Genomic DNA, 25160 nt, shown 5'->3' with positions numbered 1-25160 from the left:
AATCTATGCATCAGAAAATATTTCTATTAGGCGTATTGCTTACACTTACTTTTCAGATAGCAGAAGCTCAGGGAGTGAGTGTTAAAAGGCTGCCATTTTGTAAAAAGAATCAAAGTGAAATTGCCCCAATGGTGTATGACTCTTTGCTCTATTTTAGTTCAGACAAAAATGTCAAATGGCTGAATAAGCCAATTGATCAGGATAATAATAATTTTTACAACCTTTTTACCATCCAGCAGGCAAGCGATTCGTCATGGATGGATGAAAGGCAGTATGAGCAGGAGTATTTTTCACCATACCACACCTCTACAATTGCCTTTTATCCTGAGTTTAATGAAGTTTTTTTTACAGAAACGCAATACAAGAACAAGCAGCGACTGGCGAAGAATAGCGATAACCTGCATGGGGTATTTGTTGCTAATATGGATAATAAGGGAATGAGCAGGGCGCAGAGCCTGCCTTTTAATTCTCGACGCAGTTATAATACTGCTCACCCCACTCTTTCTTCCGATGGTCAGTACCTGTTTTTTGTCTCAGATCAGGAGGGTGGTTATGGGCAAACGGATATTTACGTATCAGAAAGAGATGGTGATAGCTGGGGTCCAGCCATGAATATGGGTCCAGCCATAAATACAGAAGGAGGCGAAGTTTTTCCTTTTTACCATCAAAGTGGCAAATTGTATTTTGCGTCCAATGGTCATGCAGGCGAAGGAGGTCTGGATATATTTTACACCGTTCGCACGGACGAAGGCTGGTCAACTCCTGTTAACCTGGGTAATAGTATTAATACGGCTGCCAATGAATTTAGCTGCTATATTAGTGCTGATGGGCAGAGTGGTTACTTTGCTTCAGACAGGGCTGGTGATGATGATTTGTATGAGTTTATTACACTGTTCCCTGTGTTCGGACAAGCTACCAAACAGAAGGAAAACACGTTTACTTATCGGTTTTATGACACAATGGGAGGTAAGGGCGATGGACCATTGAAATATGTTTGGAATTTTGGCGATGGACAAACTGCCGAAGGAGATACTGTCATTCATCAGTATAAACAGCCCGGCAACTACCATGTTCAGTCGCTTCTGGTAGATACAATTGAGAATGTAGAACTATTCGTTTTGAATGATTTTTATCAGGAAGTTAAAAAGAAAGTACAAGTATATATTACCTCTCCTGATAATGTGCGAGTAGGTGAGCCACAAACACTTGATGCATTGGAATCGAATCTGGGTGACTTTGAACCCAATGGCTTTTATTGGGAGTTGCCAGATGGAACCAGGCAAAAAGGTGTAACTATTCAGTATGTTTTTCGAACAAAAGGAAAGCAGATTGTGAGATGCGGTACAATTAGTAAAGATGATCCGAATTTGAAGATGTGTACCTATAAAGAAATTAATGTAATTGAATAATTATGTCCAAACTACTCAAACTAGCATTCATATTTTTATTGACAGTGACATTGGCTAATGCGCAACCTGTGCCTGGTGCCGATGAGAACATCCCAAACTTAATTACTTTTGGTGCCGATGCTGAGACTTCGTGGGGAGATGCCAATTTTTGTCAGATTATCTTTTTCACCGTGCCAAAGAATCATACTGCGCCTGTTTATATTCAGGTATATGATCCTGATTGTGGAGGTGAAAATGACGAGATACAAGGTGAGTGGGATACTGAAACCTCTTTTAGCATTTATGGAGGAAAAGGTAGTTGTTCGAGCAAAGATGCCCAAACTTTAAACCTTGATGGTAACTACGACGAAGGGACACTACTGGCTTCCAAAACATTTGGGAATGAGCCTGAATACGATGGTAAATGGTATACCTTTGGACCCATTAATCCATCCGAAGGCGAATACCTGCCTGAAGAAGGAGGACATGTGTTTAAGGTAATTGTGGAAGGCGTTACTGGTGACGATGGCAATATGTATCAGCTGTTTATGAGCAAATCAGAACAACAACGAGTTGAAGTGGAAGGTGGTTATGCCTTCTATTATAAGTACACCATTCGCTTGCACGATAATCCCAAAGAATTATCTCACATTTACCCATATATCAATGATTCAAGTATAGTATCTATCAAACAAACGAATTTTGACTGGGACAGAGATGGTTGGATCATTGTTCGTTCAGTGGCTACAGCGGGTAATATGATGAAGATATCTGGCGATGATGAATGGATATCCAGTGTTTATCAAATAAAGCCGGAGGAGTACAATACTTCGTTAGATATTCAGATGAAAAAGCATCCTTCAGGAAATATTCGCAACAACAACGTAGTTATCTACTTCGAAAACCAGTATGGTGAGTTACTCAAATCATACAGTGTGCCAATTGGTGGTGTACCTAAGTATAAGGGTAAACCAACTGCTGAAGAATTGTAATATTATTGTTCAGGTATTCAGGACTCATGTCAACCGGTAATTGGTCAAATAGTGAATTTTAAAATTTAATGATAAGATTAATGCTCATGAAACAAATAATATGGTTGTTAATGCTAGGGTTTTTGATGCCATTAATTGCGTTTTCTCAATCGTTTGATTTTAAAATATATAATACATCAGAAGGCTTAGCTGACAATGACATTATTACTTTGACCCAGGATAAGAATGACTATGTGTGGATGGGTACTGATGAAGGGCTTATTCGTTTTGATGGTATTGATTACAATGTCTATACAACTGCCGATTCCTTGGCGCATAATTATATCAATTGCCTGCATTTCGATCATAATGGCAGGTTATGGATTGGGCATAAGAATGGTTTGATATCGTATTATGAAGACGGTCGATTTACCACGCTTGATATTGAAGGAGCATCCCAACTAATATCTGGGATAACGGGAGATGGACAGGGAGCTATTTGGGCCGTTGACCAGAAACAGGGTTTAATTCGGATTGATCAATCAGGAGAAATTAAGACGTTTTTTGATCGTAAGAAGTTCGGCAGGAAGAATTATACGACTGTAAAAGCCTTGTCACCTACTCAATTATTAGTTGGAACCGCCCGTAAAGGCTTATTTGTATTTAATTTCGACACCAATTTTGACGAGGTTGAAATAGATAAAGTCACAGACATTCCAAGTACATGGATCAATACAATTGTTAAGAGTAAGAATACCAATAAGTATTGGATCGGTACACGCGGAAAAGGTTTTTACTCCTATAGCGAAGGTCAGCAAGCTGGAGGAGTCAGGCATATTACAGACAACAACCTTTGTACAAAGTTTAATATACAATCAGAGGAAGTAACGGATATTTATGAGGAAGCTGAAGGTCATATACTTATTTCAACTATTGGAAATGGGGTGATTCGTCTGTTTTTTGATCCGGTGACCGGTGAGTTTTCTGATTCATTCAAATACTCCAGTAATAATGGATTAAGCAATAACGACGTTACCGATATATTATGCGATCGCGAAGGCAATTACTGGTTCGGAACAAAAGGCAGTGGCGTATCTTTGCTGGTCAACCAGTATTTTGTATTCTATAAAATGCATGATATTGGATTTCACTACAAATCACAGTCCGTATTTAAGGAAGGTAAGAATTTATGGATTGGATTGGAACGCGGCCTTGTGCTAACAGATCCAATGTGTTTTGATGTCAGGTATTATGATGCGCAATATGGCGGTATACCAAATGATGCGATAGTTGATTTTTACAAGAGTAGTGACGGGACATTATGGGTGGCTACTGCTAGCCAGGGATTGTATTACAAAGAGGAAAATTCTGAACGCTTTAAAAAGCGTAATTACTTTAATGATCAGCTGGCATTGCGAATCAATGATATAGCTGGTTATGAAAACCAGCTTTTATTGGCAACACAGCGAGGCTTGTTTATTATCGATTTACAATCCAACCAGGTAAAGAACTACGAAATTAAAGATGGCTTGTCGCATAATAACATCAATTTTGTTTACGTCGATTCGCAAAAAAATATTTGGGTTGGACCCAAAGACGGAGGGCTTTGTAAAATTAATACAGCATTAGACAGGATTGAACGTCACCCGGTGAAGGATGAAGTGGCTATGGATGTAACTGGCATGGCTGAGGACGATGAAGGTAAGCTTTGGATTAGCACAAAAGGTGAAGGTGTCATTTGCTATGTTAATGGAAGTGTTAAGCAACAGATTACAACTGCCGATGGACTTAAAAAAGACTTTTGCTATGGGATACAGCGGGATATTAAAAAGCGTTTATGGATTATCCATGATGGCGGGCTTTCAAGAATAGAACCAGTAAATGATAAAAGGCATACTATTTCAACCTATGGGCATAATGATGACTTAGGCAGCGTTTTTTATCAGGTACGTCAGGATGATGAGGGCACCATTTGGCTAACATCAAATGAAGGCGTGGTAAATTACTTACCTGAGAATGATCGGCCAAATACAGTGGCTCCTATTCTCAATTTAACGGCTTTGTATTTGAATGATGAATCAATACCATTGACCAATCGACTGAAGTTGAAATACCCATATGGAAAAGGGTATTATAAACTCAGATTAGAGTTTAGAGCAATCAGCTTTAAAAACCCTGAGGAAGTCGGCTACGAAATCAAGATCGAAGAAGAAGGTGAGGATGGTGAGTCTGTGAAATGGTCGAAGCTGAATGAAGTAAATAGTAAGGAGATTGATTATCTGAGGCCAGGTAGTTATAAAATACGATTGAGAGCTTTCAATGCAGATGGACAGGAGAGCAGTTTGTCGCGGGTTATTACCGCTGAGGTAGCGCCACCATTCTGGTTTACCACCTGGTTTCTAATTTTAGCAGGCTGTCTTATAGTATTAGCCATTTATGGATTGATGAAATTTCGGGAGAAAGCTTTAATTCGTCAAAAGCTATTGTTACAACAGGAGGTGGCTTCTCAAACAGTTGTGTTAAGAGAGCAAAAGGCTGAAATTGAAAGAAAGAACCGGGATATAACCGACAGTATCAATTATGCAAAAAAGATTCAATCATCCATCTTACCTTCTATGGATGATTTGATGAACGTGTTTCCCGAATCTTTTGTTTATTTCCTTCCTCGCGACATCGTAAGTGGTGATTTTTATTGGTTTAATCGCTCTAAAGACTACTTCATAGCTTGTTGTGCGGATTGTACAGGTCATGGAGTTCCTGGTGCATTTATGTCAATGATCGGAACAACTATCTTAAATGATATATACCGCTTACCATCCATTGATTCACCTGCTGCTATACTTGAAAAGCTAGATGAAGAGGTTAAGAAGTTGCTTCAGAAAAACCAGGGTAATGAAAGTATGGACGGTATGGATATTTCTGTGTTAGAGGTGCACATACCCACCAGACGTGTGAGGTTGGCATCGGCTAAACGTCCTGTTTATCTTATAATTGATGATGAACTGACAATTTATAAAGGAAGCCGGAGAAGTATTGGAGATAGTTACGATGCGCAACTGAGTCCATACATGAATGTGGAGTATAATTGCAAACGAGGTGATCAGATTTATATGTTTTCTGATGGTTATCCCGACCAGTTTGGTGGCCCATTGGGTAAGAAGTTTATGAAGGTAGGTGTTCAAAACCTGATTCATAATATGTATCAACAATCTGGCGAGGAGCAGTTTACAACTGTTAAAGAAAACTTTGAGAACTGGAAAGGGGAACTGGAACAAATTGATGATGTACTGTTTATAGGTGTGAAGCTATAGATATAATATGATAAAAAAGCTAAAGTAAAGCTGCTCAGTGTGATGCAGCTTTTTTTGCGTCCAAAATTTACTAAAAAGTGTTACGTTTTGTGTTTTTTGCTATTAATAAGTAAAGAAACACAAAACCAGGCATAACAATGAAAAATATCATTTTAAATAAGCTCGTCCAGAAGGCGGCAACCATATGGAGTGACATCGAATCGGAGAAAGCAACAAAAATTCATGTTTTAAATACCGTCAAAGATCGACTGGCTGCCATAGCCACGCCACATGAGGAAAATGATGTAAAAGTGGAAATCGTTCGACAAACCTGTAAAAGACTAAAAGAGTTGTATCCTGCATACGCCAAAAATATCGATGAGATTCTATTACCATTTGAGCACCATCTTAAATTTGATCATATGGCAGTGCTGCCTTTCAAGCAAATCGACAGCCTGACTTATCGTATTTTTATGAATCAGAATATGATGGGATTTGTGAGCTAAAAAAAGAGGATTACTTAGTAATCCCCTCTTGAGGTTAATTGTTTAAGGGATAAAATGTTGCCCATTCCATCTTTAAATATGCTACAAAAAAAGCGGGCTGTGGAATATCCTAGTATTTGCTTAAACCTTTAGTGTATTAAAAAGAATGAAAAATCCACAGCCCTTCTAAACCCATGAGAAACTATTCACTTACGCCAATAGCTTAATACGCTTTCGCATTCAGTTATATAGACACTCCATTTAATAAAAGGGGTGACATTATTATCATTTTTTTTATTGTTGTTTTTCACTCTGAGTTGTAAGCAGCACAATGGTAGTTGTTTAAGTGTGTATTAAATTGAAATTATTATTTTTAAATTTGCATACAATCGCAACTAATCGGGATGGGTAGAGAAAGAACACCTCATATTGGACTTTTTGGCCGTCGTAATAACGGGAAGAGCTCCATCATTAACAGAATAGCTAATCAAGATATTGCAATAGTATCAGACCATGCAGGTACAACCACCGATCCGGTTAAAAAGTCGTTTGAAATCTCTGGGTTTGGTCCAGTGGTGCTCATTGACACGGCAGGTATTGATGATGTTGGTGATTTAGGACAACAGCGAATCAAGAAAACCATTGGAGCCATTAAGCTCGTTGACTTGGCTATATTGGTGGTTACAAATAACGAGTGGTCCGATGAAGAGATGTCTCTTGTGGAGAAATTTAATGATCAGGATACACCCTTTATTGTTGTCCACAATAAATGTGATTTGGTTGAATCTACTGCTGTTTTTAGCCATAAGTGTCATGAGCTGGGATGTTTATCAGTGGTTCCTTTTAATGCCCTTAATGGAGATGCAGAGCCTTTAATCAAAGCGATAAAAGAAGCTATTCCTGAGTCGGCTTATTCAGTGCCTTCACTAGTGGGCGATTTGGTTAGTTATGGCGATATTGTTTTGTTAATAACACCTATTGATATTGAAGCACCGGAAGGCCGGTTAATATTGCCACAGGTACAGGCTATTCGTGATATTCTTGATAATGATGCTATTTGTGTTGTACTGAAAGAGCGGGAGGTTGACGCCTTCCTGCGCAAAACAAACATCAAACCTTCTTTAGCAATAACCGATAGCCAGATTTTCTTAAAGGCAGATGCTTCTATTCCTAAGGATATACCATTGACCAGTTTTAGTATACTTCTGGCTCACTTTAAGGGTGATTTCAGTAATTACCTTAAAGGCACACCAAAAATTGATGAACTCAAAGACGGCGATCGGGTGCTGATGCTAGAATCGTGTTCGCATCATGTGGCCTGCGATGATATTGGCAGGGTGAAAATACCCAGGTGGATAGCTGCTTATACAGGCCGTCAGCTCGAATTTGATGTGGTAGCGGGCCTCAATAACGTTGGGCGCCCGATTGATGATTATGCCTTGGTTATCCAATGTGGGGGGTGCATGATAACCCGCAAGCAGCTTCATAATCGTCTTGGTCCGGCCAAAGCCAATGATATAGCAATCACCAACTATGGCATGGCAATTGCTTATGTGCAGGGAATTTATAACAGGGCAATTAGTCCCTTTGTGAAAACTAAAGATATGATAACGCCCGATTATTTATAATCGGGCATCGATGAACCATTTGTATTCTAATTACTTTATTAAATGTCAGAATATTGAAGTAGGTTTGTTGGGTTGAAAACAACGGAAAGGAAATTGAATATGATTTATAATGCAGGTAATAAAACAGCAGTGTCATGTGGTGATACAAAGATCAGCTACAATGATTTAAAGGTTAAGATAGCCACATTTGCTCAGCTTTTAAAGGATATACCTTTAAACAGAGTTGCTGTTTTTTCTGAAAATCAGGTTGGTTGGATTTATTCCTTTTATGCCGGTTGGTATAATAATGCCACAATTGTACCTATTGACTTTATGTCATCAGAAGACGAAGTAGCGTACATTCTGAAAGATTGCTTTCCAGAGGTCGTTTTTACCTCAATTGATAAAAAAGCTCACCTTGAGAAAGCTATTGAAAAAGCCGGTATTACTACTCGTATTTTTGTAATAGAGGAGTGTAATGATTTACCACTTGCTGATGTTAACTCATTAGGAATTATAGATACATCTGACGATAAAACAGCTGTAATCATTTATACCTCAGGAACAACCGGGAGTCCCAAAGGGGTGATGCTTTCTTACACTAATCTGATGGCCAATGTTGATGCTGTTTCGAACCAGATAAATATTTACACCAAAGATGAGGTGGTAATGATGCTTTTGCCGATGCATCATATTTTTCCGCTTATGGGGACAATGATAGCGCCACTTTTTGTAGGTGGCACAATAGCAGTTTCACCATCTATGGCATCTGAAGATATTATGAAAACGCTTCAAGATAATAAGGTGTCAATTATTATTGGTGTGCCTCGTTTGTATTCGGCTATTCGAAAAGGCATCCGAACAAAGATTGATAGCAGCCCCATTGCCAGGGTTTTGTTTAGTCTGGCCAAGTCGCTTAACTCAAAGAGTTTCTCCAGGAAGGTTTTTAAATCAGCTCATCAAAAGTTTGGTGGAGCGGTAAAGTTTATGGTGAGTGGTGGTGCCGCACTTGATCCTGAAGTGGGTGATGATTTTAAGACCCTTGGATTTGAAGTGTTGGAAGGATTTGGGATGACCGAAGCTGCGCCAATGATTACCTTCACCAGGCCTGGCAGAGTGCGTATTGGAAGCCCAGGTGAGGCTTTGCCTGGAGCTCAGATTGAGATACGTGATGGTGAAGTTGTGGTAAAGGGGCCAAATGTGATGCAGGGCTACTTTAACCGCCCTGAGGAAACGGCCGAGGTTTTAAAAGATGGCTGGTTGTATACCGGTGATTTGGGCCGAATGGATGAGGAAGGCTACCTGTATATTACGGGTCGTAAGAAAGAAATTATTGTATTATCCAATGGGAAGAATATCAATCCATCTGAGGTAGAGACCAAGATTGAAAATATGGCTGCCTGTGTTGCAGAGATAGGGGTTTATGCCGATCTGGATCAGTTAAAAGCCATTATTGTTCCTAACAGGGCGGATCTGAAAGGACTTAGCAATGAGCAAGTGGAGGATAAGCTGAAATGGGAGGTGATTGATGCTTACAATAAGTCTGTATCACCCTATAAAAAGATCATGGATTTCTCAGTTAGTGATGATGACTTGCCTCGAACACGATTGGGTAAACTGCAGCGCTTCAAATTAGCTGAGTTGGCTAAGGTCGATAAAGAGGTCGAGCCAGCCATTATAGAGAAAATTACCCTGGAAGAATATAAAGTACTGGTTGATTTTATAAGTAGCGAGAAGAATTGTAATGTAAGACCAGGCGATCATATCGAATATGACTTGGCTCTTGATTCGCTCGATAAAGTTGGTTTATTGGTGTTCATACAATCTACCTTTGGTATTGAGATGGAAGTAGAGCAGTTGGTGAGTTTTGGTTCGGTATTGGAGTTGAGTGAATATATAGCTGAGAAGCGAACAAAGTTAGCTGTTGAAAAGATTAACTGGTCGAAGATATTGAAAGAGAAGGTGCATCTGCAGTTGCCACGTACCTGGTTTACAGGTGCATTGTTTTTAAAGGCTTCCAAGTATTTTTTCCACCTTTACTTTCGATTCAGAGGCAAGGGAACGGCCAATATACCAGAAGGACCATGTATTATAGCGCCAAATCATCAGAGCTATTTTGACGGCTTGTTTGTTGCTTCGTGGTTAAAGAATAAAAGCATACGTAACACCTACTTTTATGCCAAGGAGAAGCATATTAAATCACGTTTCCTTAAGTTCTTTGCCAACCGTCACCATATCATCATCATGGATCTGAATAAAGATCTTAAAGAATCGATTCAGAAGATGGGCGAAGCTTTAAAGAAAAAGAAGAACCTTATCATTTTCCCTGAGGGTACACGATCGTTTGATGGTTCATTGGGTGAATTCAAGAAAACATTTGCAATTCTAAGTCGAGAGTTGAATGTGCCAATCGTTCCTGTGTCTATTAAGGGTGCTGTGAATGCTTTACCGCGAGGATCTAAATTTCCTCGTCCGTTTAAAAAGGTCAGTGTAGAATTTTTAAAGCCTGTATATCCAAGCGACGAATCATACGAACGATTGTCTGAGCTGGTATACAATAGTATTTCAGTTAATCAGCAACTAGCTAATGGTTAAGTTTTTGGTAGCGAAAAGGTAAAGGTTGAGCCAACACCCAAGGTTGACTCAACCCAAATTTTACCTTGCATTAACTCCAGGTACTTTCTGCATATCGACAAGCCTAAACCGGTACCATTATGCATGATGTTTTTGTTTTCTGCCTGCAGAAAGCGTTCAAATATCTTGTCCAGGTATTCAGTGGGAATCCCAATTCCGGTGTCTTTGACTGAGACTAGAATGTGCTCATCGGCTTCATGAGTGCTTATGATAATTATGCCGTTTTGGGTAAACTTATTGGCATTAGAGATGAGGTTGGTAAGTATCTGCTTGACTTTGCTTTCATCGCAGTTGATAAATAGTTCTTTCTGTGGCAACTGAGTTTGAATTATGTTATGCTGTTTATGGGCAATTGGCTCAAAAAAGGCTCTGAGCTCATTAATGAGCAGCCCGATGCTAAATTGACTGTAGTTTAGTTGAATCTGGCCGGTTTCAATGCGGGATATTTCCAACACATCGTTAATGATATTAAGCAGTTGATTACCACTTTTGATAATGATATCCACATAATCGGCTTGCTTGCCATACCTCCCAACATCTGATTTTAAGAGTTCTGCAAAACCGATAATACCATTCATTGGGGTTCTAATCTCGTGACTCATGTTGGCCAGGAAGGCAGATTTAAGTCGGTCACTTTCTTCCGCTTTTTCTTTAGCTATGCGCAGCTGTTCATTGGTTTGCTTGAGGTGCTTTTCGGCTTTTTTTCGTTCTCGCAGGTCGCGTATAATGGCCAGGTAATATTGGTTGTGCGGCCTTTTAGAGTTCATTTCCACAGGAATTATTGTGCCATCTTTACCAATTATCTCCCTTTCAATCAGTACTGACTGACCTTTATTCAGTAAGTCAAAACGCAGAGGTTTCTCATTCAGCACGTCGGGTTTAAATAGATTTTTTATGTGCTTATTGAGTAAGTCTTGCCTGCTGTAACCCGTCATTTTTAAAAAGGCTTTGTTAACCTCAATGATTTCGCCCTTTAAATTACCCAGTAAAATACCATCACCGGCATTTTCCACCACTTCACGATACTTCTCTTCACTTTCGGTGAGCGCCCTTTGTGCATGGCGGTGTTCGGTTACATCTCTTATAGAAGTGATTCTGACATTTTTGCCTCTGTAGATATAGTTCTGCCCATGTATCTCAGCCAGGAACTTACTACCGTCCTTTCTGAGACCAATAGCTTCGTATTTATCCTCGTACTCTTCTTTGATGTGGTCTATTACTAATTGCCTCGAGTCTTTGTCAAATACTTCTGTGGCCAGCATGCCTACCAGTTCATCATGCTCATAACCAAATAGCTCACAGCCACTTTTATTGGCTTCCAGACAGTAGCCGTTTTCTGTTATGAAAATGCCTTCAGTAGCTGCTTCTGATAAGGCTCTGAAGCGTTCCTCACTATCTTTTATGGCTTGGTTGTATTCCTTAAATGCATGATTGGTAATGATGTTCTCAAGCTCTTTAATACGTTTGAGGAGATCGTCGTATGAGGGGGCATTATGCATGGCAATTGAACTTATATTTGGTTCAATCAAGGTAGCAAAAAATGATCGAATTAATTAAGATATATTGATAGATGCATCAATTGATGTGATAAACTACGTTAGCAGGAAATCTATTTCGTCACTCAAGGTGCCGAGCCGTTCTTTAGTGGGAATCCAATGCCCCTTTTCAATGAGGAATTTTTTCAGAAGTAAAAAGTAGGTAAATGGAAATTCATCTTTCTGCCATTTTTGTTCGTAGTTTAGTAATCCTACTTTCTTTAGCAGTATATCAAGTCGTTGGATAACGGCGTAGTAAAAATCCAGTAAGCTCAGAGCGGTATCTAAAACAACTTTCCCTGTTGATTCATCAAAGAAATCCTCATAGCGAATTATCTTGACATGAACTACATGACCGTCTTCAGTTGATAACACCCATTTAAGGCCGCCGTTTTCTTCATACCAGTCAACCCAGCTAATATTGTCTTCTCCCCATATATGAGAAGGTTCAAAGATTAACTTGATCATGCCTTTCAGCAGATCATTTAGAGGATTGCTGCTATTGGTTAGCTTGAAATCTACTGATTGATTATTTGCTTGAACAAGTCCCTCAACCTGACCAACACCTGTGAGATTATATGTGAAATGAAAAGGTTGCTTCATTCCTGAGTTATTAATAATAGATGCATTATTGTACTCATTTGTGTTGCGGTCCACGCTTTATTGGGTGTTAAAGAGTTGGTTTAGTGATATTTTGTTGCTAAATATATGAAAGAACTTTGAGATTAAAGCAAGAAAGTACCTTTTTTTGGCTTTCAGCAAGTTATTTCAAATCATTAAGACTGTAGCCCTGGCGTATTAATGATTCAGGTTTCATTAGTTCATCAAGCTTATTGCTGCTAATGAGCTTCATCAACAGGTTTGCTTCAAATATGCTAATCTGTTCATCTTTCATCAGTTTGGCTAATTGAGCTGCCTGATGATAGCCTACATAAGGTGTTAATGCAGTGGTGATAGCAGGATTGAGATAGCAAGGGTGGTTTTTGTCATTGGCAGATACAATACTCAGGTTATCAAACAGGTGCTTCCGGAGAGTTGTATTACAGTTGATAAGAAGTTTGAGTGATTCCAGCAATGCATGTCCAATGCTTGGCAAATAAGCGTTGAGTTCCAGACATCCTTGCCCGCACAAAGCAGCTATCATTTGATCATTGGCATATACTTTATGCACAGCACTTATTACAAATTCAGGTATTACGGGATTGACTTTACCAGGCATTATTGAGCTGCCCAACTGGCGTTGCGGAATGCTTAACTCGCGAGTGGTAAAGAGGTCGGAGCTCATTAGTCGCAAGTCATTTACCATCTTTTCGAGGTTAACAGCATGAGCTTTCATTGTGGCGTGCACCTCCACAAATCTGTCGAGGTTGGCTGTGGCATCGTTCAGGTTTTCACTACGCGTAAGTGGCAAACCTGTCAGATGCTGTAATTCACTAACAACCTGCATAATAAAAAAGCGGGGAATGCTGATGCCAGTGCCTATGGCACCACCTCCCAGGTTGACTTCTTTGATGCGTTCCAAACATTTTGAAACACGCCACCAGTCGCGCGATAGCGCATTGTTGTAGGAGCTAAATAATTTATCATAGGTACTTGGAACGGCAGCCTGCATTTGTGTGTAGCCTTGACGTAAAACATTTCTGAATCGGCTTTCCTGTTGTTCTACCTTCTGCCTGAGCTTATTAATTGCATCTTCAAGGGTGTTTAAAAGGTGCATGGCAGCTACTGTCAATGCCGTTGGTATCACATCGTTGGTAGACTGAAAGACATTGGCTTGCTCAAAGGGATCAATAACAGAATAGTTGCCGATTGGCTGGTTAAGCTGTTGCAAGGCGGCATTGGCAATTATCTCATTAACGTTCATGTTAATAGAGGTGCCTGCACCACCTTGAATAGCAGGAACAATGAAATGATTAAAATAATTTCCATTGCTTAATTCTGAGGCACTTGTGGAAAGTGCATCAATTATCTTATCATCAAAAAAGCGGATGGGAAGAATTTCTTCTTCGAATTTATCTTTAGCTGCAGACTTAAACTTTTGATATGTTTGGTAGCAAGCGAGTTTGACAATGCCAACAGCTTTATACCATTCATATGAAAATGGTGTTTGGTCCATAAAGTTTTCAACTGCTCGTGCCGAGTGAATGCCATACAAGGCATCATTCGGAAGCTGCAATTCGCCTAAAAAATCCTTCTCTGTCCTCATTGGCTTAGTTCATAGGGCGGGCATATGCCATCACATCTTCTTTGGTGATAGTTGCCTGGCCCAAAATTATTAAGCGTTCAATAACGTTTCTGAACTCGCGTATGTTACCAGTCCAGTTAATTGCTTTTAACTCCTCAATGGCATCGTCAGTAAATTCTTTTTTAGGCATGCCCAACTCATCACAGATGATGTCTTTAAAGTGCTCAGTGAGGAGTGGAATATCATCCTTGCGGTCGTTGAGTGCCGGCACGTGAATCAGTATTACACTCAAGCGGTGGTATAAATCTTCTCTGAAGTTGCTGTTGGCTATTTCATCCTTCAGGTTTTTATTGGTGGCGGCTAAAACACGTACATCTACTTTAATGTCTTTATCACTACCTACCCGGCTTACAATGTTCTCCTGCAATGCTCTAAGTACCTTAGCTTGAGCTGGCAGGCTCATGTCGCCAATCTCATCCAGAAAGATGGTGCCACCGTTGGCTTGCTCAAATTTACCTTTACGTTGCTTATGCGCTGAAGTAAACGCCCCTTTCTCGTGACCAAACAATTCACTCTCGATAAGTTCAGATGGAATAGCAGCACAGTTGACCTCGATAAATGGTTGACCTGCACGGTTGCTCTTCTCGTGCAGCCAGCGTGCTACCAGCTCTTTACCGGTTCCGTTTTCTCCTGTAATCAGCACGCGGGCATCTGTAGGAGCTACTTTATCAATCATTTCTTTAACGCGGGCAATAGGCTCCGATTCCCCTATCATGTCATAGGTCTTGCTTACTTTACGCTTCAATACCTTTGTTTCGGTCACCAGGTCTTTCTTTTCAATGGCGTTGCGAATGGTCACCAGCATGCGATTAAGGTCAAGGGGCTTTTCAATAAAGTCGTATGCACCTTTTTTAATGGCTTCCACGGCTGTATCAATATTACCATGCCCCGAAATCATAATAACCGGTGTGTCAGGGTTTAATTCATGTAGTTTGTCGAGTGCCTCCATGCCATCCATATTCGGCATTTTAATATCGCAAAGCACTACGTCGTATTTTTCGGCCTTGAACTGCTCGAGTCCTTGTTCTCCATCTTCAGCCAAATCTACCGAGTGACTTTCGTATTCAAGTATATCTTTAAGTGTATTTCTAATGCTGCGTTGATCGTCTATTACTAGTATTTTTGCCATATTTTATGGAGTTATAGTTGATTGTTTATTAGTTGAAAAATGGTGCCCTCTTTTAAAGCAAAGCCACATTGCCACATCTCTTTTATATCAAATTCTTTAACGATGAAGTTAATAAAAATACTGGCCAAAACAATCATTTCAACACGGTGTAAGTCCATGCGCTTCATGTTTTTACGTTCTTCTGCTGTCGACTTTAAGAAAAGCTCGTGTAACTGGTGGGCATGAGGTAATGGTATTTGGTAAGTCATCGTTTTGCTCATATCTAAATGCGGATGATGAATAGCTGCCAGCATACCGGCAATCGTGTCGAACGAACCCGAAGAACCAATTAATGTGGAAGTAGGGAATTGTTCCATTGCTTTATAGAGGAGTTCCAGTTCTTTTCCAATAAACTCCTCCACTGCTGTAATTTCTGCATCAGTAATTGGATCAGAAGGGGCAAAGCGGTCCAGCAGGCGAGCTATACCTAAATCAAAACTGTGCTTCCATACAACACCATCTTTGTTGGCAATAATGAACTCATTGGAACCTCCGCCAATATCTAATATCATGACACGTTCATCGCCAATTGGCACTACCTGCTTCACACCGTCGAATATTAATTCTGCCTCTTTTTGGCCGTCAATAACATGAATGGTAAGGCCAAGTTCTTTTTTAACCCGGTCTACAAAATCCTGACCATTGGCTGCACTTCGAATAGCGGCAGTAGCCATGCATACCACCTTATCAACTTTAAATGGTTCCATTGTGCTTAGATGCGATTGGAGAGCTGCTATCCCTCTTTCCATAGCATCAGGCAGGATGCGTTTATCGTTGATGCCTCCTTTTCCAAGCTTGGCCGGATACTTCTTTTCCAACAGTATCGAGTAGCTGTCTTCGGTTTGTTCAGCTATTAATAAGTTAAAGGTGTTGGTTCCCAGGTCTATAATTGCTATTCTCATACGATGCTATAAATTGGACCGACTAAAATACATAATTAGGCTGTAGAAAAGAAAAGAGGCTGTTTCAAAATGCCTGAAACAACCTCATATAGCTATTTTTTTTGTTATCTAATTTATCGGCCTGAGTACTTAAACCATTTCCATAGCTCTTTGTAGGAAACTTTTTTGCCATACATTAGAATGCCTGTACGATAAATACGGCCTGCAAACCATGTGGTTAAGATAAAAGTGCCTATCAATAGCAGCATGGAAACGATGATCTGCCAAATTGGTGGCTGGAATGGGATACGTGCCATCATTACAACCGGTGAGGTGAAAGGTATCATTGAAAACCAAACGGCAATGTCGCCTGTTGGATTTCGAAAAGCTGCCATGGCTACATATATTGAAAGTATCAGCGGCATCATGACGGGCATCACAAACTGCTGGCTATCTGCTTCATTATCCAGTGCAGCCCCGATGGCAGCAAACAAACTGGCGTACAAAAGATAACCACCCAGGAAGTAAAAGACGAACAAAACAAGGCTTCCAATGAGGTCTAAAGACAGCACCTTATCAATGATGTTATTGAAGCCTGCTGCAAATTCGCTCACTTGTGCATCTGTTGGTTGTCCGCCTGTAGCTCCTAACATTTCAACCTGATTGTTGGCGGTAAATGTTGATGCATCACTGGCAAATACTGCGTGCAATACGCTTACAATAGATACAGTTAATATCACCCAAAGCATAAACTGAGTAAGTGCTACCAGGGCAATACCAATTATTTTACCCATCATAAGCTGGAAAGGCTTAACTGACGAGACAATGACTTCTACAATGCGGCTGACTTTTTCTTCCATAATACCGCGCATTACCTGCATGCCATAGATCAGTACAAACATGTAAATCATCATGGCAAAAATGATAGCGGCTATCATAACCAGTTCAGTAGAGCTTTCTTTCTCGGAACCATCCTCAGATAGTTTGATGGTTTTGAGCTTGATGTCTACACTGTGAATGTCTTTTATTATGGCATCTAAGCCATCGATCTGATAGCTGTTGAGCTTCTCATTTTCCAGGTATTTTTCCAGGTTTCTGGCAATGTGGTCTTTGACATCAATGGTTATTTGGGATTCCGAATAAATTTTGGCAGCATCTGGTTTTTGCAGTAAATCATCTTCAATGACCAGATAGGCTGTGTAGCCTTTGTCCTGGTAGTCCTGTGCAATGGTTCCGGCATCCTGCTGATTTAGCCACGAAAACTTTAAGTACTCAGTATCTTTAATGCGCTTGTTATATTTGCCGGTTTGGTCAATCACAGCAATGTTCTTTGATTCGGTATCTTCCATGGAAGCAAACCAACCTGGCAATACCATCATAGCCGCAAAAAGTATGGGCCCGATAATGGTCATTACAATAAAGCTCTTCTTCTTTACACGGGTGATGTATTCACGTTGTATTATCAATGAAATTTTACTCATGGCCAATTATTTTTGGGTTTTAGAAAGGTTACTTTGCTCAACTACTTTAATAAAAATGTCATTCATTGTTGGTAGCACTTCTTGCAAGCCAACTATCTCAATGTCATTAATAACCTCGTTTATTAAGGAGTTGATGGTTGAATCGTGAAGCATCTTCACAAAAGCTGTTTGGTGGCCGTTCACCTTTTCGAAGTTCTCAATTGCGAAGTTATCCTTTAGCTTTGCAGAAATAACATTAGCATCGCCAATGAAATCAAGTTTAATAAGGTTGTCCTTATAGTTTTGCCTGATTTGGTCTATCTGTCCGTTTAGAATGGTTTTGGACTGATTAATGAGGGTAATGTGGTCGCACAATTCCTCCACTGAGCCCATGTTATGTGTTGAGAATAAGATGGTGGCCCCATTCTCTTTGAGTTGCAAGATTTCCTGTTTTAATAAATTGGCATTTATGGGGTCAAAGCCACTGAAGGGTTCATCAAAAATGAGTAGTTCGGGTTCATGTAAAACCGTCACAACAAACTGAATCTTCTGCTGCATCCCTTTAGAGAGCTCTTCAACTTTTTTATCCCACCAGGGTTGTATTTCGAATTTTTCGAACCAGTACTTTAGCTTTTTAATGGCATCGTGGCGTGACAGGCCTTTCATGCGGGCAAGGTAAATAGCTTGTTCGCCCACTTTCATCTTCTTATACAATCCACGTTCTTCGGGCAGGTAGCCTATACGCTGTACGTCATTGGATTGTAATGTTCGGCCGTTGAAAATAATTTCGCCTGAATCAGGGCCTGTAATCTGGTTGATAATTCGAATTAGGGTTGTTTTCCCTGCGCCATTTGGTCCTAGAAGACCGTAAATACTGTTGGCCGGCACTTGTAAGTCAACTTCGTTTAATGCCAGGTGGTTAGCGTATTTCTTCACCACACGCTTTGCTTCAAGAAACATCATAGGTTAGTTGTTGTTTTTATTTGAGCAGTGAAGATAAGCTTTTTGAAGCGACTTTAAAAGTGCCGGTTAAAATGCTTAAAACCAGCCTGCTCCCAGTTGCTCTCTGAATGGCCAGGGAATGGAGGCAACAATTATAATTAAAGCGATGGTATGCGAGATAAATAGCTTTTTATGAGTGTGGTAGCTGCTGTTTACTTTGGTTTTGCATGAGTAATGTATGACTATTAAGCTGGCTATTAGCATAAGTAGCGGGTGCTCAAGCGTGTAGAACCGAAGCAGTGTGCTTTTTAACATGGCAGGATCGAACAGGACTTTACTACTAATTATATAAAGAGTGATCCCAATGATCAGTTGGGTAATGAAAACGCCCATATTGAGATTAATGATTCGTTTATGGACCTTGCCAAACTGTTTGTTGGTCAGCCAGCCAATCAGTCCTTGTAAAATTACAATAAGCATTAAAACTAGAGCAATATACCTTATGCCACTGTGTGCGTGTAATAATCCGTTGTACATATGTTTATTTTTTTAGTAGATAAACATAGTACAGCACCATTTGTTCGGATAGACTATCAGCTTCTTATGCAAAAGAAATGCTTGGTTGTTTTTACTCCCGACTAATGAGCCAGTAGGAGGTTATGCGTTTCACAAAGGTGTCGGCATCTTCGGTGAAGAGCTTACCCAGTAGCGGCCAAACCTCACGATGTATATGTTCCCGTTCGGCCTCCATCGATTTAATCAAACTCGCTCTGTCAGAAACTGAGAGAATAGCTTCAGACAGTTTATTTACCATTGTAACTGTTTCAGCAATATTGTGATCATCGCCCAGTAGGTCAGATGCCCGCTTTAATGATGTAGCATAGTGCTTGAAGAAGTCGGGCCACACTTCCTGGATAAGACTCATCTGGTTAAGCAGGTATTTAACGCGTTTGCGCAGTTCGTGCAGTGGTAAGTCTTCTAGTTTCAATTGTGATTCAGCTATCTTATCAAGGCACTGACTATAGGTGTTTGTAACTCCCTGGCGTATAGTGTTTGGTCCTAAAAAGTCAAAGGGGTAACCGGATAATTCCTCTTTGGCAATGGCCATGTGTTCTTTAATAGTTTCTAATGTCTGCTTCTCGATGATATGCCTTAGCTCCGTTTCTTGTTTTTGGTTGAGGTGCTCCACCAGTCTGATGTAGGCTGATTCTTCAATGCGAAGTTCCTGGGCTTCAAAGTTGGCCGCCAGATAGCTGATGATCACATGAAAGTCCCGTAAATCAGAAAGCTGCCTGGCTAAATCCCTGAATTTGATGTTTTCGCGTTGAAACAACTGTTCGCCAATATCCCATCTTACCAGTCTGAAAATAGCTCTGATACGTTTAAGGGCTTTTCTTATTTCATGTACGGTATGATCTATATCTTTGGGGATAGACGCCAGATAAGTGATATACTCATACTGCTCTTTTAAAACTCTGGTGATTCCTTCCTGCAGCTCTTCCTGATTGTCAATGGCGAATAAATACATACGCAGTTGTTTTTAATACTTCAAACTACGTATTAATATTTTCAATTTCAAGCCGATTTTCCAGCCATCTATTTTTTTTATAAATTATGACTCAATTATTCGACTACTGATTATTATGACGAAAATTACGGGCCTGCTTACTGCTTTTTTATTAGGGATGAATGTGGTAATTGCTCAAGTTACCGATAAACCTGTTTTCCCCTCTTTGTTTGACAATAGCGAGGTGCTAAAGGTGAGTTTGTATTTTGATATTACCAGTCATATTCGTAAAAAAAGCGAGGAGTATTGCGATAGTAAGGTCATTATCTATTTTAGTGCTACCGATTCTGCCGAAATTAATGTGCGATGCAGGGCCCGGGGAAACTATCGTAAAGACAACTGCTTTTTCCCCCCTGTGATGCTCAATTTTAAGCCCGATACGCTGTTTACAGAAGATGGTTACCTCACTAAGCTGAAGTTGGTCACTCATTGTTCGGGCAGCAAAGTGTATGAAGAATACATGCTGAAGGAATACCTTATTTATAAACTGTGGGCGTTGCTTAGTCCATATGCTCTAAGAACGCGTTTGTGTGACATACAATATTTTGACTTTGGCGAGCGCGGTAAAAATTATCAGGCGAAAGGATTTTTTCTGGAACCGGTATATATGATGTCGGAACGGACCAATACTATAGAGATTGAAGGGGAATACTTTAAGGACCATGAAATTAACGCTATGGATGCCGACCGTGTTGCTTTTTTCAATTATATGATTGGTAATACCGATTGGCGTATTAAGAGTGGTCATAATGTGCTATTTATAAAACGATTCGGCCATCGGCGCGAAGAGGTAACCGCTATTCCTTACGATTTTGATCATGCCGGATTTGTTAATGCATCTTATGCAAAACCTGCAGAGTGGTCGAGTGCAGATGATGTAACCGAGCGTGACTATACCGGGCGTTGCAGGGATTATGATGATAATTATTATGCCTTAATTGGAGAATTTCTAGCCATAGAAGAACAGGTTTATGAAACGATATTAAATTTCGAGCATCTGGATATGAGAGACCGGAAGCAGTTGTATAAGTATATCTCAAACTTCTATAAACAGCTCAAGAAGCCAGAAGCCTTCATACGCTCCATTCATAATTCGTGTATGAACAGGTACTAAACAAATGGCACGAAAAACTGGTTAAATGGGTATGGCTAAAACAATAAGTATTTTAGGATGTGGCTGGCTGGGATTGCCGCTGGCCAGTCACCTTGTCAATAAAGGGTGGCAGGTTAAAGGTTCAACCACTTCAGCAGATAAGGTGGATGTGTTGACAAATATTGGGATTGAGGCTTATCAAATAGATATTGCGGATAAGGCATCTCTGGCGGATGAATTCTTTAAGTCAGAATATTTATTAGTTAATATTCCGCCTACCAAAGTGCTTCGCGATGCGGTTAACTATCATCCGCTGGTTGAAAAGATTAAGCAAAGTGGTCCAATAAAAGTGATATTCATTAGTTCCACTTCTGTTTACCCGTCTTTAAATCAAACCGCGCATGAGGCAGATACTGAAAATATAAAAGATAGCACAAATGCCCTGCTGGATATTGAACGATTGTTTCAGCGCAGTGACTTTAATTGCACCGTTGTTCGTTTTGGCGGGCTGGTTGGCGGGGAACGTTATCCCGGCCGTTTTTTTACGCCAACCAGAATTGTTGACGGAGCACAGCAGCCCATTAATCTTATCCACCTGGACGATTGCGTGCGGTTGATTTTTAGTATTATACAGACCGATGCGTTCGGTCATGTTTTTAATGGTGTTGCTGATACACACCCTACCAAAGAGGCGTTTTATTCTCTGGCAGCTAAACTTAACGGGCAATTGCCTCCGGTTTTTTCTGATAAGGAGCAACCTTATAAGCTCATATCCAATCAAAAAGTTAAAATGGAGCTGGGCTTTAAATTTGTCCATGGCGATCTGATGGAGATGATTAAAGATGATACATTGTGGAATAGAAAATGACCACAAAGGCATTTGGTAGTTTTAATGCAATCACCTATGTTTGCAATCAATTCTGCGCGAATGGTGCAGATGTTTGAGTTTATTGAGAAGAGGGGAGAGACAGGCTCGGCGAACCTCTGGCAACCACCCTTTGGGCAGGTGCCAAAACCTGATTCCTTTAGGATGTTAATGAATTTAAACAATCATGTGATGATGCAACTTTTTTACTTTCGAATGCCCGGCCGGGCGTAATCTAATATTCCACGTTTTTCTGATATAATCAGATGTTAAGTCGTTTTTTTTTTAATGGCATTGAGCCGCTATATCTATATGTAAATAATGAAAAAAGTAGTAGCCAAATTCGGGGGCTCCAACCTGAAGAAAAAAGAAGATATTCAAAAACTGGTGCGGGTAATAAAGGCCTACGATCGCCCTATGGTGATTGTGGTTTCTGCATTTTATGGGATAACCAATCACCTGATTCAGGCAATGGATGATGTTAAGAAGGATGAGTCAAACATTGAAAAACTGGTGCGTTTTCTGCGTGAGTTGAAAGAGGAAGCTATTCTTGAGAATTTTGATGATAAAGATTGGCAGGATAGAACCTTAAATGCTGTTCAATCGCGCATCAAAGAGTTAAGTCGTTACCTGACTGGTATCCATTATATTGGTGATGTGCCTGAGTTTGTTGAGGATGTTATTTTGAGCTATGGTGAGCGATTAAGTTCATTGGTGTTGACTTCCATTCTACAGAGTAATGGCATTGATGCTGAGGAAGCTTTGCCTGAGCAAATGCCGCTTGTTACCGATGGTGAATTTGGTAATGCTACAGTTGATTTTGAAATATCATCAGCCAATGTTCAGAAACGGTTGGCTGAAAATAAGATATATGTCGTACCTGGCTTCTATGGTGTTTCGGAACAAGGGAAAGTAACCCTGCTGGGCCGTGGAGGTAGCGATTATTCAGCTGCTGCTATTGCCAGATGTCTTGAGGCCGAATCATTGGATGTGTGGAAGGACGTGGATGGGTTTATGAGTGCTGATCCTAAATTGGTCAAATCGCCACAGCGCATTACAAATCTGTCATATGCCGAAGCGGCTGAGTTGTCGTATTTTGGTGCTAGCATTCTGCATCCGCGCACCGTGGAACCCTTAAAGGAGGTTGGTATCCCTATTCACATCGGTAATATTGACGCCTTTGATGGTAGCGTAGCTCCCCGCACTGTTGTGTATGGTACTGAAACAGTTACCGATTGCATTATTAAAAGTGTGACTTATAGTGATGATTTCTGCATCCTGAAGATGAGAGGGCCTGGTGTTGGTCTGAAAAAGGGAGTGTTGGCTAAGGTGTCTGTCGCTTTGGATAGGGCAGGTATCAATATTAAGTCAGTGATAACTTCACAAATTGTTATTAACCTGTTGTTGTCTGCCAAAGACATAAAGCGGGCCTACTCCATTGTTGAGGAGCTGGAATTGTCTTCTATAACCGAGTTGATTGCCTCCGAGCAGATTTCAACCATTGCAGTGGTAGGTGAAGGCTTATTAGATCGCCCGGGTGTAGCCGGGCGCTTGTTTATGGCTCTCGCACGTAAAGATATTAATGTACAGATGATCGTATCAGGAGCATCTGCTGTGGCAAGCTATTTTATGGTAGCCAAAGATGATCGAGATAGTGCCATTGAGGCCATTCATGACGAATTCTTTAAGTAAAATAAAGAATGGCCTGTACACCGTTCGTACAGGCCATTGCTTTTCAATATAAAAATAAAACAACGCAACATTTTTCTAGTTGGTCAGGAGTGTTTACTGCGTGATGGTATTCATCAGCAACATTTTCCTAGTAGTTATAGGAACTTTGACCGTGTTCGTGAATATCCAATCCTTCACGTTCTTCCTGTTCCGATACGCGTAGGCCAATAGTGGCTTTAAGTACCTTGAATAGGATTAGTCCGATGGTAAAGGCCCAAATGCCGATGCTGACTACTCCCAGGGCCTGAACGCCCAGCAATGAAAAGCCTCCGCCATATAGCAGCCCGCCATCTGTGGCAAATAAACCGACCAAAAGAGTACCTAAGGCACCGCAAACGCCATGTACAGAGATAGCACCAACCGGATCATCAATTTTAAGTTTGTGGTCGATAAATTCAATGGAGAATACAACTACCAGTCCGGCAATGGCTCCGATGGCTACAGCGCCTGCTGGCGAAACAATGTCGCAACCTGCTGTGATGCCTACTAATCCTGCCAGAGCACCGTTTAAGGTCATCGATAAGTCAGGCTTTTTGTATCTGAACCAGGTAACAAACATTGTTACTATGGCACCCGCTGCTGCAGCAAGGTTGGTCGTGATAACTATCAGGGCAACTGCATAAGCATTGTCTCCACTGATGGCTAATTGAGAACCAGGGTTAAAACCAAACCAGCCCAACCAAAGAATAAAAACTCCTAAAGCTCCAATGACCATGTTATGACCAGGTATGGCATTGGCTTTACCATTGTACTTGCCAATTCGTGGACCAATGGTCCAGGCGCCAGCCAGGGCTGCCCATCCACCTACTGAGTGTACTACGGTTGAACCTGCGAAATCGTGAAAGCCGAGCTCGCTTAACCAACCGCCGCCCCAAACCCAATGGCCTGAAATGGGGTAGATGACAACTGTAATAATGAGTGAAAACAACAGGTAGGTGCTGAACTTTGTGCGTTCAGCCATTGCACCTGAGACGATGGTGGCTGCTGTTGCTGCAAATACTGTTTGGAAAAACAGGTTGTGCAGGTCAGTACCATCATTGTAAAAGAAGTCAAGTGAACCAAAAAATGCACCTTCTCCCCCATACATAATGCTGTATCCAATAATCCAGAACATCAGGGAGCCTATTGAAAAGTCCATGAAATTCTTCATGATAATATTACCTACGTTTTTGGCTCGTGTAAAACCGGCTTCCACCATGGCAAAGCCTGCCTGCATAAAAAATACTAAAATACCGGCCAGTAATACCCATAATATATCTAATGCGCTATTTGCATCCATAATTTCTAATTTTTCAAGG

Annotated in this window: 19 protein-coding genes and 1 riboswitch; of the genes, 9 read left to right on the top strand and 10 right to left on the bottom strand. The window is 40.6% G+C overall.

The annotated features are described in order from the left end of the window. Positions 1 to 5 precede the first annotated feature (5 nt). The 6 genes from KEM09_RS09645 to KEM09_RS09620 all read left to right on the top strand — a co-directional run bounded on the left by KEM09_RS09645 (position 6) and on the right by KEM09_RS09620 (position 10336). Complete coding sequence (locus KEM09_RS09645; protein WP_212227904.1) at positions 6 to 1409, top strand: PKD domain-containing protein; 1404 nt, start codon at positions 6 to 8, stop codon at positions 1407 to 1409. Between the two features lie 2 nt (positions 1410 to 1411). Further along, entirely contained in the window at positions 1412 to 2380 is a 969-nt protein-coding gene (locus KEM09_RS09640; protein ID WP_212227903.1) for a hypothetical protein, read from the top strand. Between the two features lie 86 nt (positions 2381 to 2466). Then, positions 2467 to 5670: a two-component regulator propeller domain-containing protein gene (locus KEM09_RS09635; protein ID WP_212227902.1), complete on the top strand. Its 3204-nt coding sequence runs from the start codon at positions 2467 to 2469 to the stop codon at positions 5668 to 5670. Positions 5671 to 5807: 137 nt separating this feature from the next. After that, positions 5808 to 6155, top strand: coding sequence for a hypothetical protein (locus KEM09_RS09630; protein WP_212227901.1), 348 nt, complete (start codon positions 5808 to 5810; stop codon positions 6153 to 6155). 383 nt (positions 6156 to 6538) lie between these two features. Next, positions 6539 to 7762, top strand: coding sequence for a [FeFe] hydrogenase H-cluster maturation GTPase HydF (gene hydF, locus KEM09_RS09625; protein WP_212227900.1), 1224 nt, complete (start codon positions 6539 to 6541; stop codon positions 7760 to 7762). A gap of 99 nt (positions 7763 to 7861) precedes the next feature. Continuing rightward, the gene (locus KEM09_RS09620; protein WP_212227899.1) at positions 7862 to 10336 is read left to right on the top strand and encodes an AMP-binding protein; all 2475 of its coding nucleotides are present in this window, start codon (positions 7862 to 7864) and stop codon (positions 10334 to 10336) included. Here KEM09_RS09620 and KEM09_RS09615 read toward each other — a convergent pair. The 9 genes from KEM09_RS09615 to KEM09_RS09575 all read right to left on the bottom strand — a co-directional run bounded on the left by KEM09_RS09615 (position 10333) and on the right by KEM09_RS09575 (position 20134). Next, a complete protein-coding gene (locus KEM09_RS09615) occupies positions 10333 to 11874 on the bottom strand; it encodes a PAS domain S-box protein (RefSeq protein ID WP_212227898.1) in 1542 nt (513 codons plus the stop codon). The genes KEM09_RS09620 and KEM09_RS09615 overlap by 4 nt on opposite strands. Positions 11875 to 11967: 93 nt before the next feature. Further along, the gene (locus KEM09_RS09610; protein WP_212227896.1) at positions 11968 to 12567 is read right to left on the bottom strand and encodes a hypothetical protein; all 600 of its coding nucleotides are present in this window, start codon (positions 12565 to 12567) and stop codon (positions 11968 to 11970) included. Between the two features lie 106 nt (positions 12568 to 12673). Beyond that, positions 12674 to 14116 (bottom strand): lyase family protein, encoded by a 1443-nt coding sequence (locus tag KEM09_RS09605; protein WP_212227894.1) that lies wholly within the window; start codon positions 14114 to 14116, stop codon positions 12674 to 12676. 4 nt (positions 14117 to 14120) lie between these two features. Further along, entirely contained in the window at positions 14121 to 15284 is a 1164-nt protein-coding gene (locus KEM09_RS09600) for a sigma-54-dependent transcriptional regulator (RefSeq protein ID WP_212227892.1), read from the bottom strand. A gap of 11 nt (positions 15285 to 15295) precedes the next feature. Beyond that, positions 15296 to 16225: a Ppx/GppA phosphatase family protein gene (locus tag KEM09_RS09595; protein ID WP_212227890.1), complete on the bottom strand. Its 930-nt coding sequence runs from the start codon at positions 16223 to 16225 to the stop codon at positions 15296 to 15298. A gap of 113 nt (positions 16226 to 16338) precedes the next feature. After that, the gene (locus KEM09_RS09590) at positions 16339 to 17685 is read right to left on the bottom strand and encodes an ABC transporter permease (RefSeq protein WP_212227888.1); all 1347 of its coding nucleotides are present in this window, start codon (positions 17683 to 17685) and stop codon (positions 16339 to 16341) included. Positions 17686 to 17691: 6 nt separating this feature from the next. Next, positions 17692 to 18627 (bottom strand): ABC transporter ATP-binding protein, encoded by a 936-nt coding sequence (locus KEM09_RS09585; RefSeq protein WP_212227886.1) that lies wholly within the window; start codon positions 18625 to 18627, stop codon positions 17692 to 17694. 75 nt (positions 18628 to 18702) lie between these two features. Next, the gene (locus tag KEM09_RS09580; protein ID WP_212227884.1) at positions 18703 to 19086 is read right to left on the bottom strand and encodes a hypothetical protein; all 384 of its coding nucleotides are present in this window, start codon (positions 19084 to 19086) and stop codon (positions 18703 to 18705) included. 148 nt (positions 19087 to 19234) lie between these two features. Next, a complete protein-coding gene (locus tag KEM09_RS09575; RefSeq protein ID WP_212227883.1) occupies positions 19235 to 20134 on the bottom strand; it encodes a CHAD domain-containing protein in 900 nt (299 codons plus the stop codon). 115 nt (positions 20135 to 20249) lie between these two features. Here KEM09_RS09575 and KEM09_RS09570 point away from each other — a divergent pair, with 115 nt between their 5' ends. The 3 genes from KEM09_RS09570 to KEM09_RS09560 all read left to right on the top strand — a co-directional run bounded on the left by KEM09_RS09570 (position 20250) and on the right by KEM09_RS09560 (position 23823). Further along, entirely contained in the window at positions 20250 to 21287 is a 1038-nt protein-coding gene (locus KEM09_RS09570) for a hypothetical protein (protein ID WP_212227882.1), read from the top strand. Between the two features lie 31 nt (positions 21288 to 21318). After that, complete coding sequence (locus KEM09_RS09565) at positions 21319 to 22134, top strand: NAD(P)H-binding protein (RefSeq protein ID WP_212227881.1); 816 nt, start codon at positions 21319 to 21321, stop codon at positions 22132 to 22134. 76 nt (positions 22135 to 22210) lie between these two features. Beyond that, positions 22211 to 22309: riboswitch (SAM riboswitch) on the top strand. A gap of 143 nt (positions 22310 to 22452) precedes the next feature. Further along, on the top strand, positions 22453 to 23823 hold the full coding sequence (locus tag KEM09_RS09560; protein ID WP_212227880.1) for an aspartate kinase: 1371 nt from the start codon (positions 22453 to 22455) through the stop codon (positions 23821 to 23823). Between the two features lie 127 nt (positions 23824 to 23950). Here KEM09_RS09560 and KEM09_RS09555 read toward each other — a convergent pair whose 3' ends face one another. Then, positions 23951 to 25141, bottom strand: coding sequence for an ammonium transporter (locus tag KEM09_RS09555; protein WP_212227879.1), 1191 nt, complete (start codon positions 25139 to 25141; stop codon positions 23951 to 23953). Between the last annotated feature and the right edge of the window lie 19 nt (positions 25142 to 25160).

It is taken from the genome of Carboxylicivirga mesophila (genome assembly GCF_018271975.1).
Taxonomy (GTDB): Bacteria; Bacteroidota; Bacteroidia; order Bacteroidales; family Marinilabiliaceae; genus Carboxylicivirga; species Carboxylicivirga mesophila.
The sequence above is the reverse complement of the archived record's forward strand: the minus strand, read 5'-3'. Positions and strand labels throughout refer to the sequence as shown.

Excerpts from the sequence above, each read along its gene's own strand:
- KEM09_RS09645 (WP_212227904.1), top strand. The coding sequence starts at position 6 with ATGCATCAGAAAATATTTCTATTAGGCGTATTGCTTACACTTACTTTT.
- KEM09_RS09640 (WP_212227903.1), top strand. The coding sequence starts at position 1,412 with ATGTCCAAACTACTCAAACTAGCATTCATATTTTTATTGACAGTGACA.
- KEM09_RS09635 (WP_212227902.1), top strand. The coding sequence starts at position 2,467 with ATGAAACAAATAATATGGTTGTTAATGCTAGGGTTTTTGATGCCATTA.
- KEM09_RS09630 (WP_212227901.1), top strand. The coding sequence starts at position 5,808 with ATGAAAAATATCATTTTAAATAAGCTCGTCCAGAAGGCGGCAACCATA.
- hydF (WP_212227900.1), top strand. The coding sequence starts at position 6,539 with ATGGGTAGAGAAAGAACACCTCATATTGGACTTTTTGGCCGTCGTAAT.
- KEM09_RS09620 (WP_212227899.1), top strand. The coding sequence starts at position 7,862 with ATGATTTATAATGCAGGTAATAAAACAGCAGTGTCATGTGGTGATACA.
- KEM09_RS09615 (WP_212227898.1), bottom strand. The coding sequence starts at position 11,874 with ATGCATAATGCCCCCTCATACGACGATCTCCTCAAACGTATTAAAGAG.
- KEM09_RS09605 (WP_212227894.1), bottom strand. The coding sequence starts at position 14,116 with ATGAGGACAGAGAAGGATTTTTTAGGCGAATTGCAGCTTCCGAATGAT.
- KEM09_RS09600 (WP_212227892.1), bottom strand. The coding sequence starts at position 15,284 with ATGGCAAAAATACTAGTAATAGACGATCAACGCAGCATTAGAAATACA.
- KEM09_RS09595 (WP_212227890.1), bottom strand. The coding sequence starts at position 16,225 with ATGAGAATAGCAATTATAGACCTGGGAACCAACACCTTTAACTTATTA.
- KEM09_RS09590 (WP_212227888.1), bottom strand. The coding sequence starts at position 17,685 with ATGAGTAAAATTTCATTGATAATACAACGTGAATACATCACCCGTGTA.
- KEM09_RS09585 (WP_212227886.1), bottom strand. The coding sequence starts at position 18,627 with ATGATGTTTCTTGAAGCAAAGCGTGTGGTGAAGAAATACGCTAACCAC.
- KEM09_RS09580 (WP_212227884.1), bottom strand. The coding sequence starts at position 19,086 with ATGCTTATTGTAATTTTACAAGGACTGATTGGCTGGCTGACCAACAAA.
- KEM09_RS09575 (WP_212227883.1), bottom strand. The coding sequence starts at position 20,134 with ATGTATTTATTCGCCATTGACAATCAGGAAGAGCTGCAGGAAGGAATC.
- KEM09_RS09570 (WP_212227882.1), top strand. The coding sequence starts at position 20,250 with ATGACGAAAATTACGGGCCTGCTTACTGCTTTTTTATTAGGGATGAAT.
- KEM09_RS09565 (WP_212227881.1), top strand. The coding sequence starts at position 21,319 with ATGGCTAAAACAATAAGTATTTTAGGATGTGGCTGGCTGGGATTGCCG.
- KEM09_RS09560 (WP_212227880.1), top strand. The coding sequence starts at position 22,453 with ATGAAAAAAGTAGTAGCCAAATTCGGGGGCTCCAACCTGAAGAAAAAA.
- KEM09_RS09555 (WP_212227879.1), bottom strand. The coding sequence starts at position 25,141 with ATGGATGCAAATAGCGCATTAGATATATTATGGGTATTACTGGCCGGT.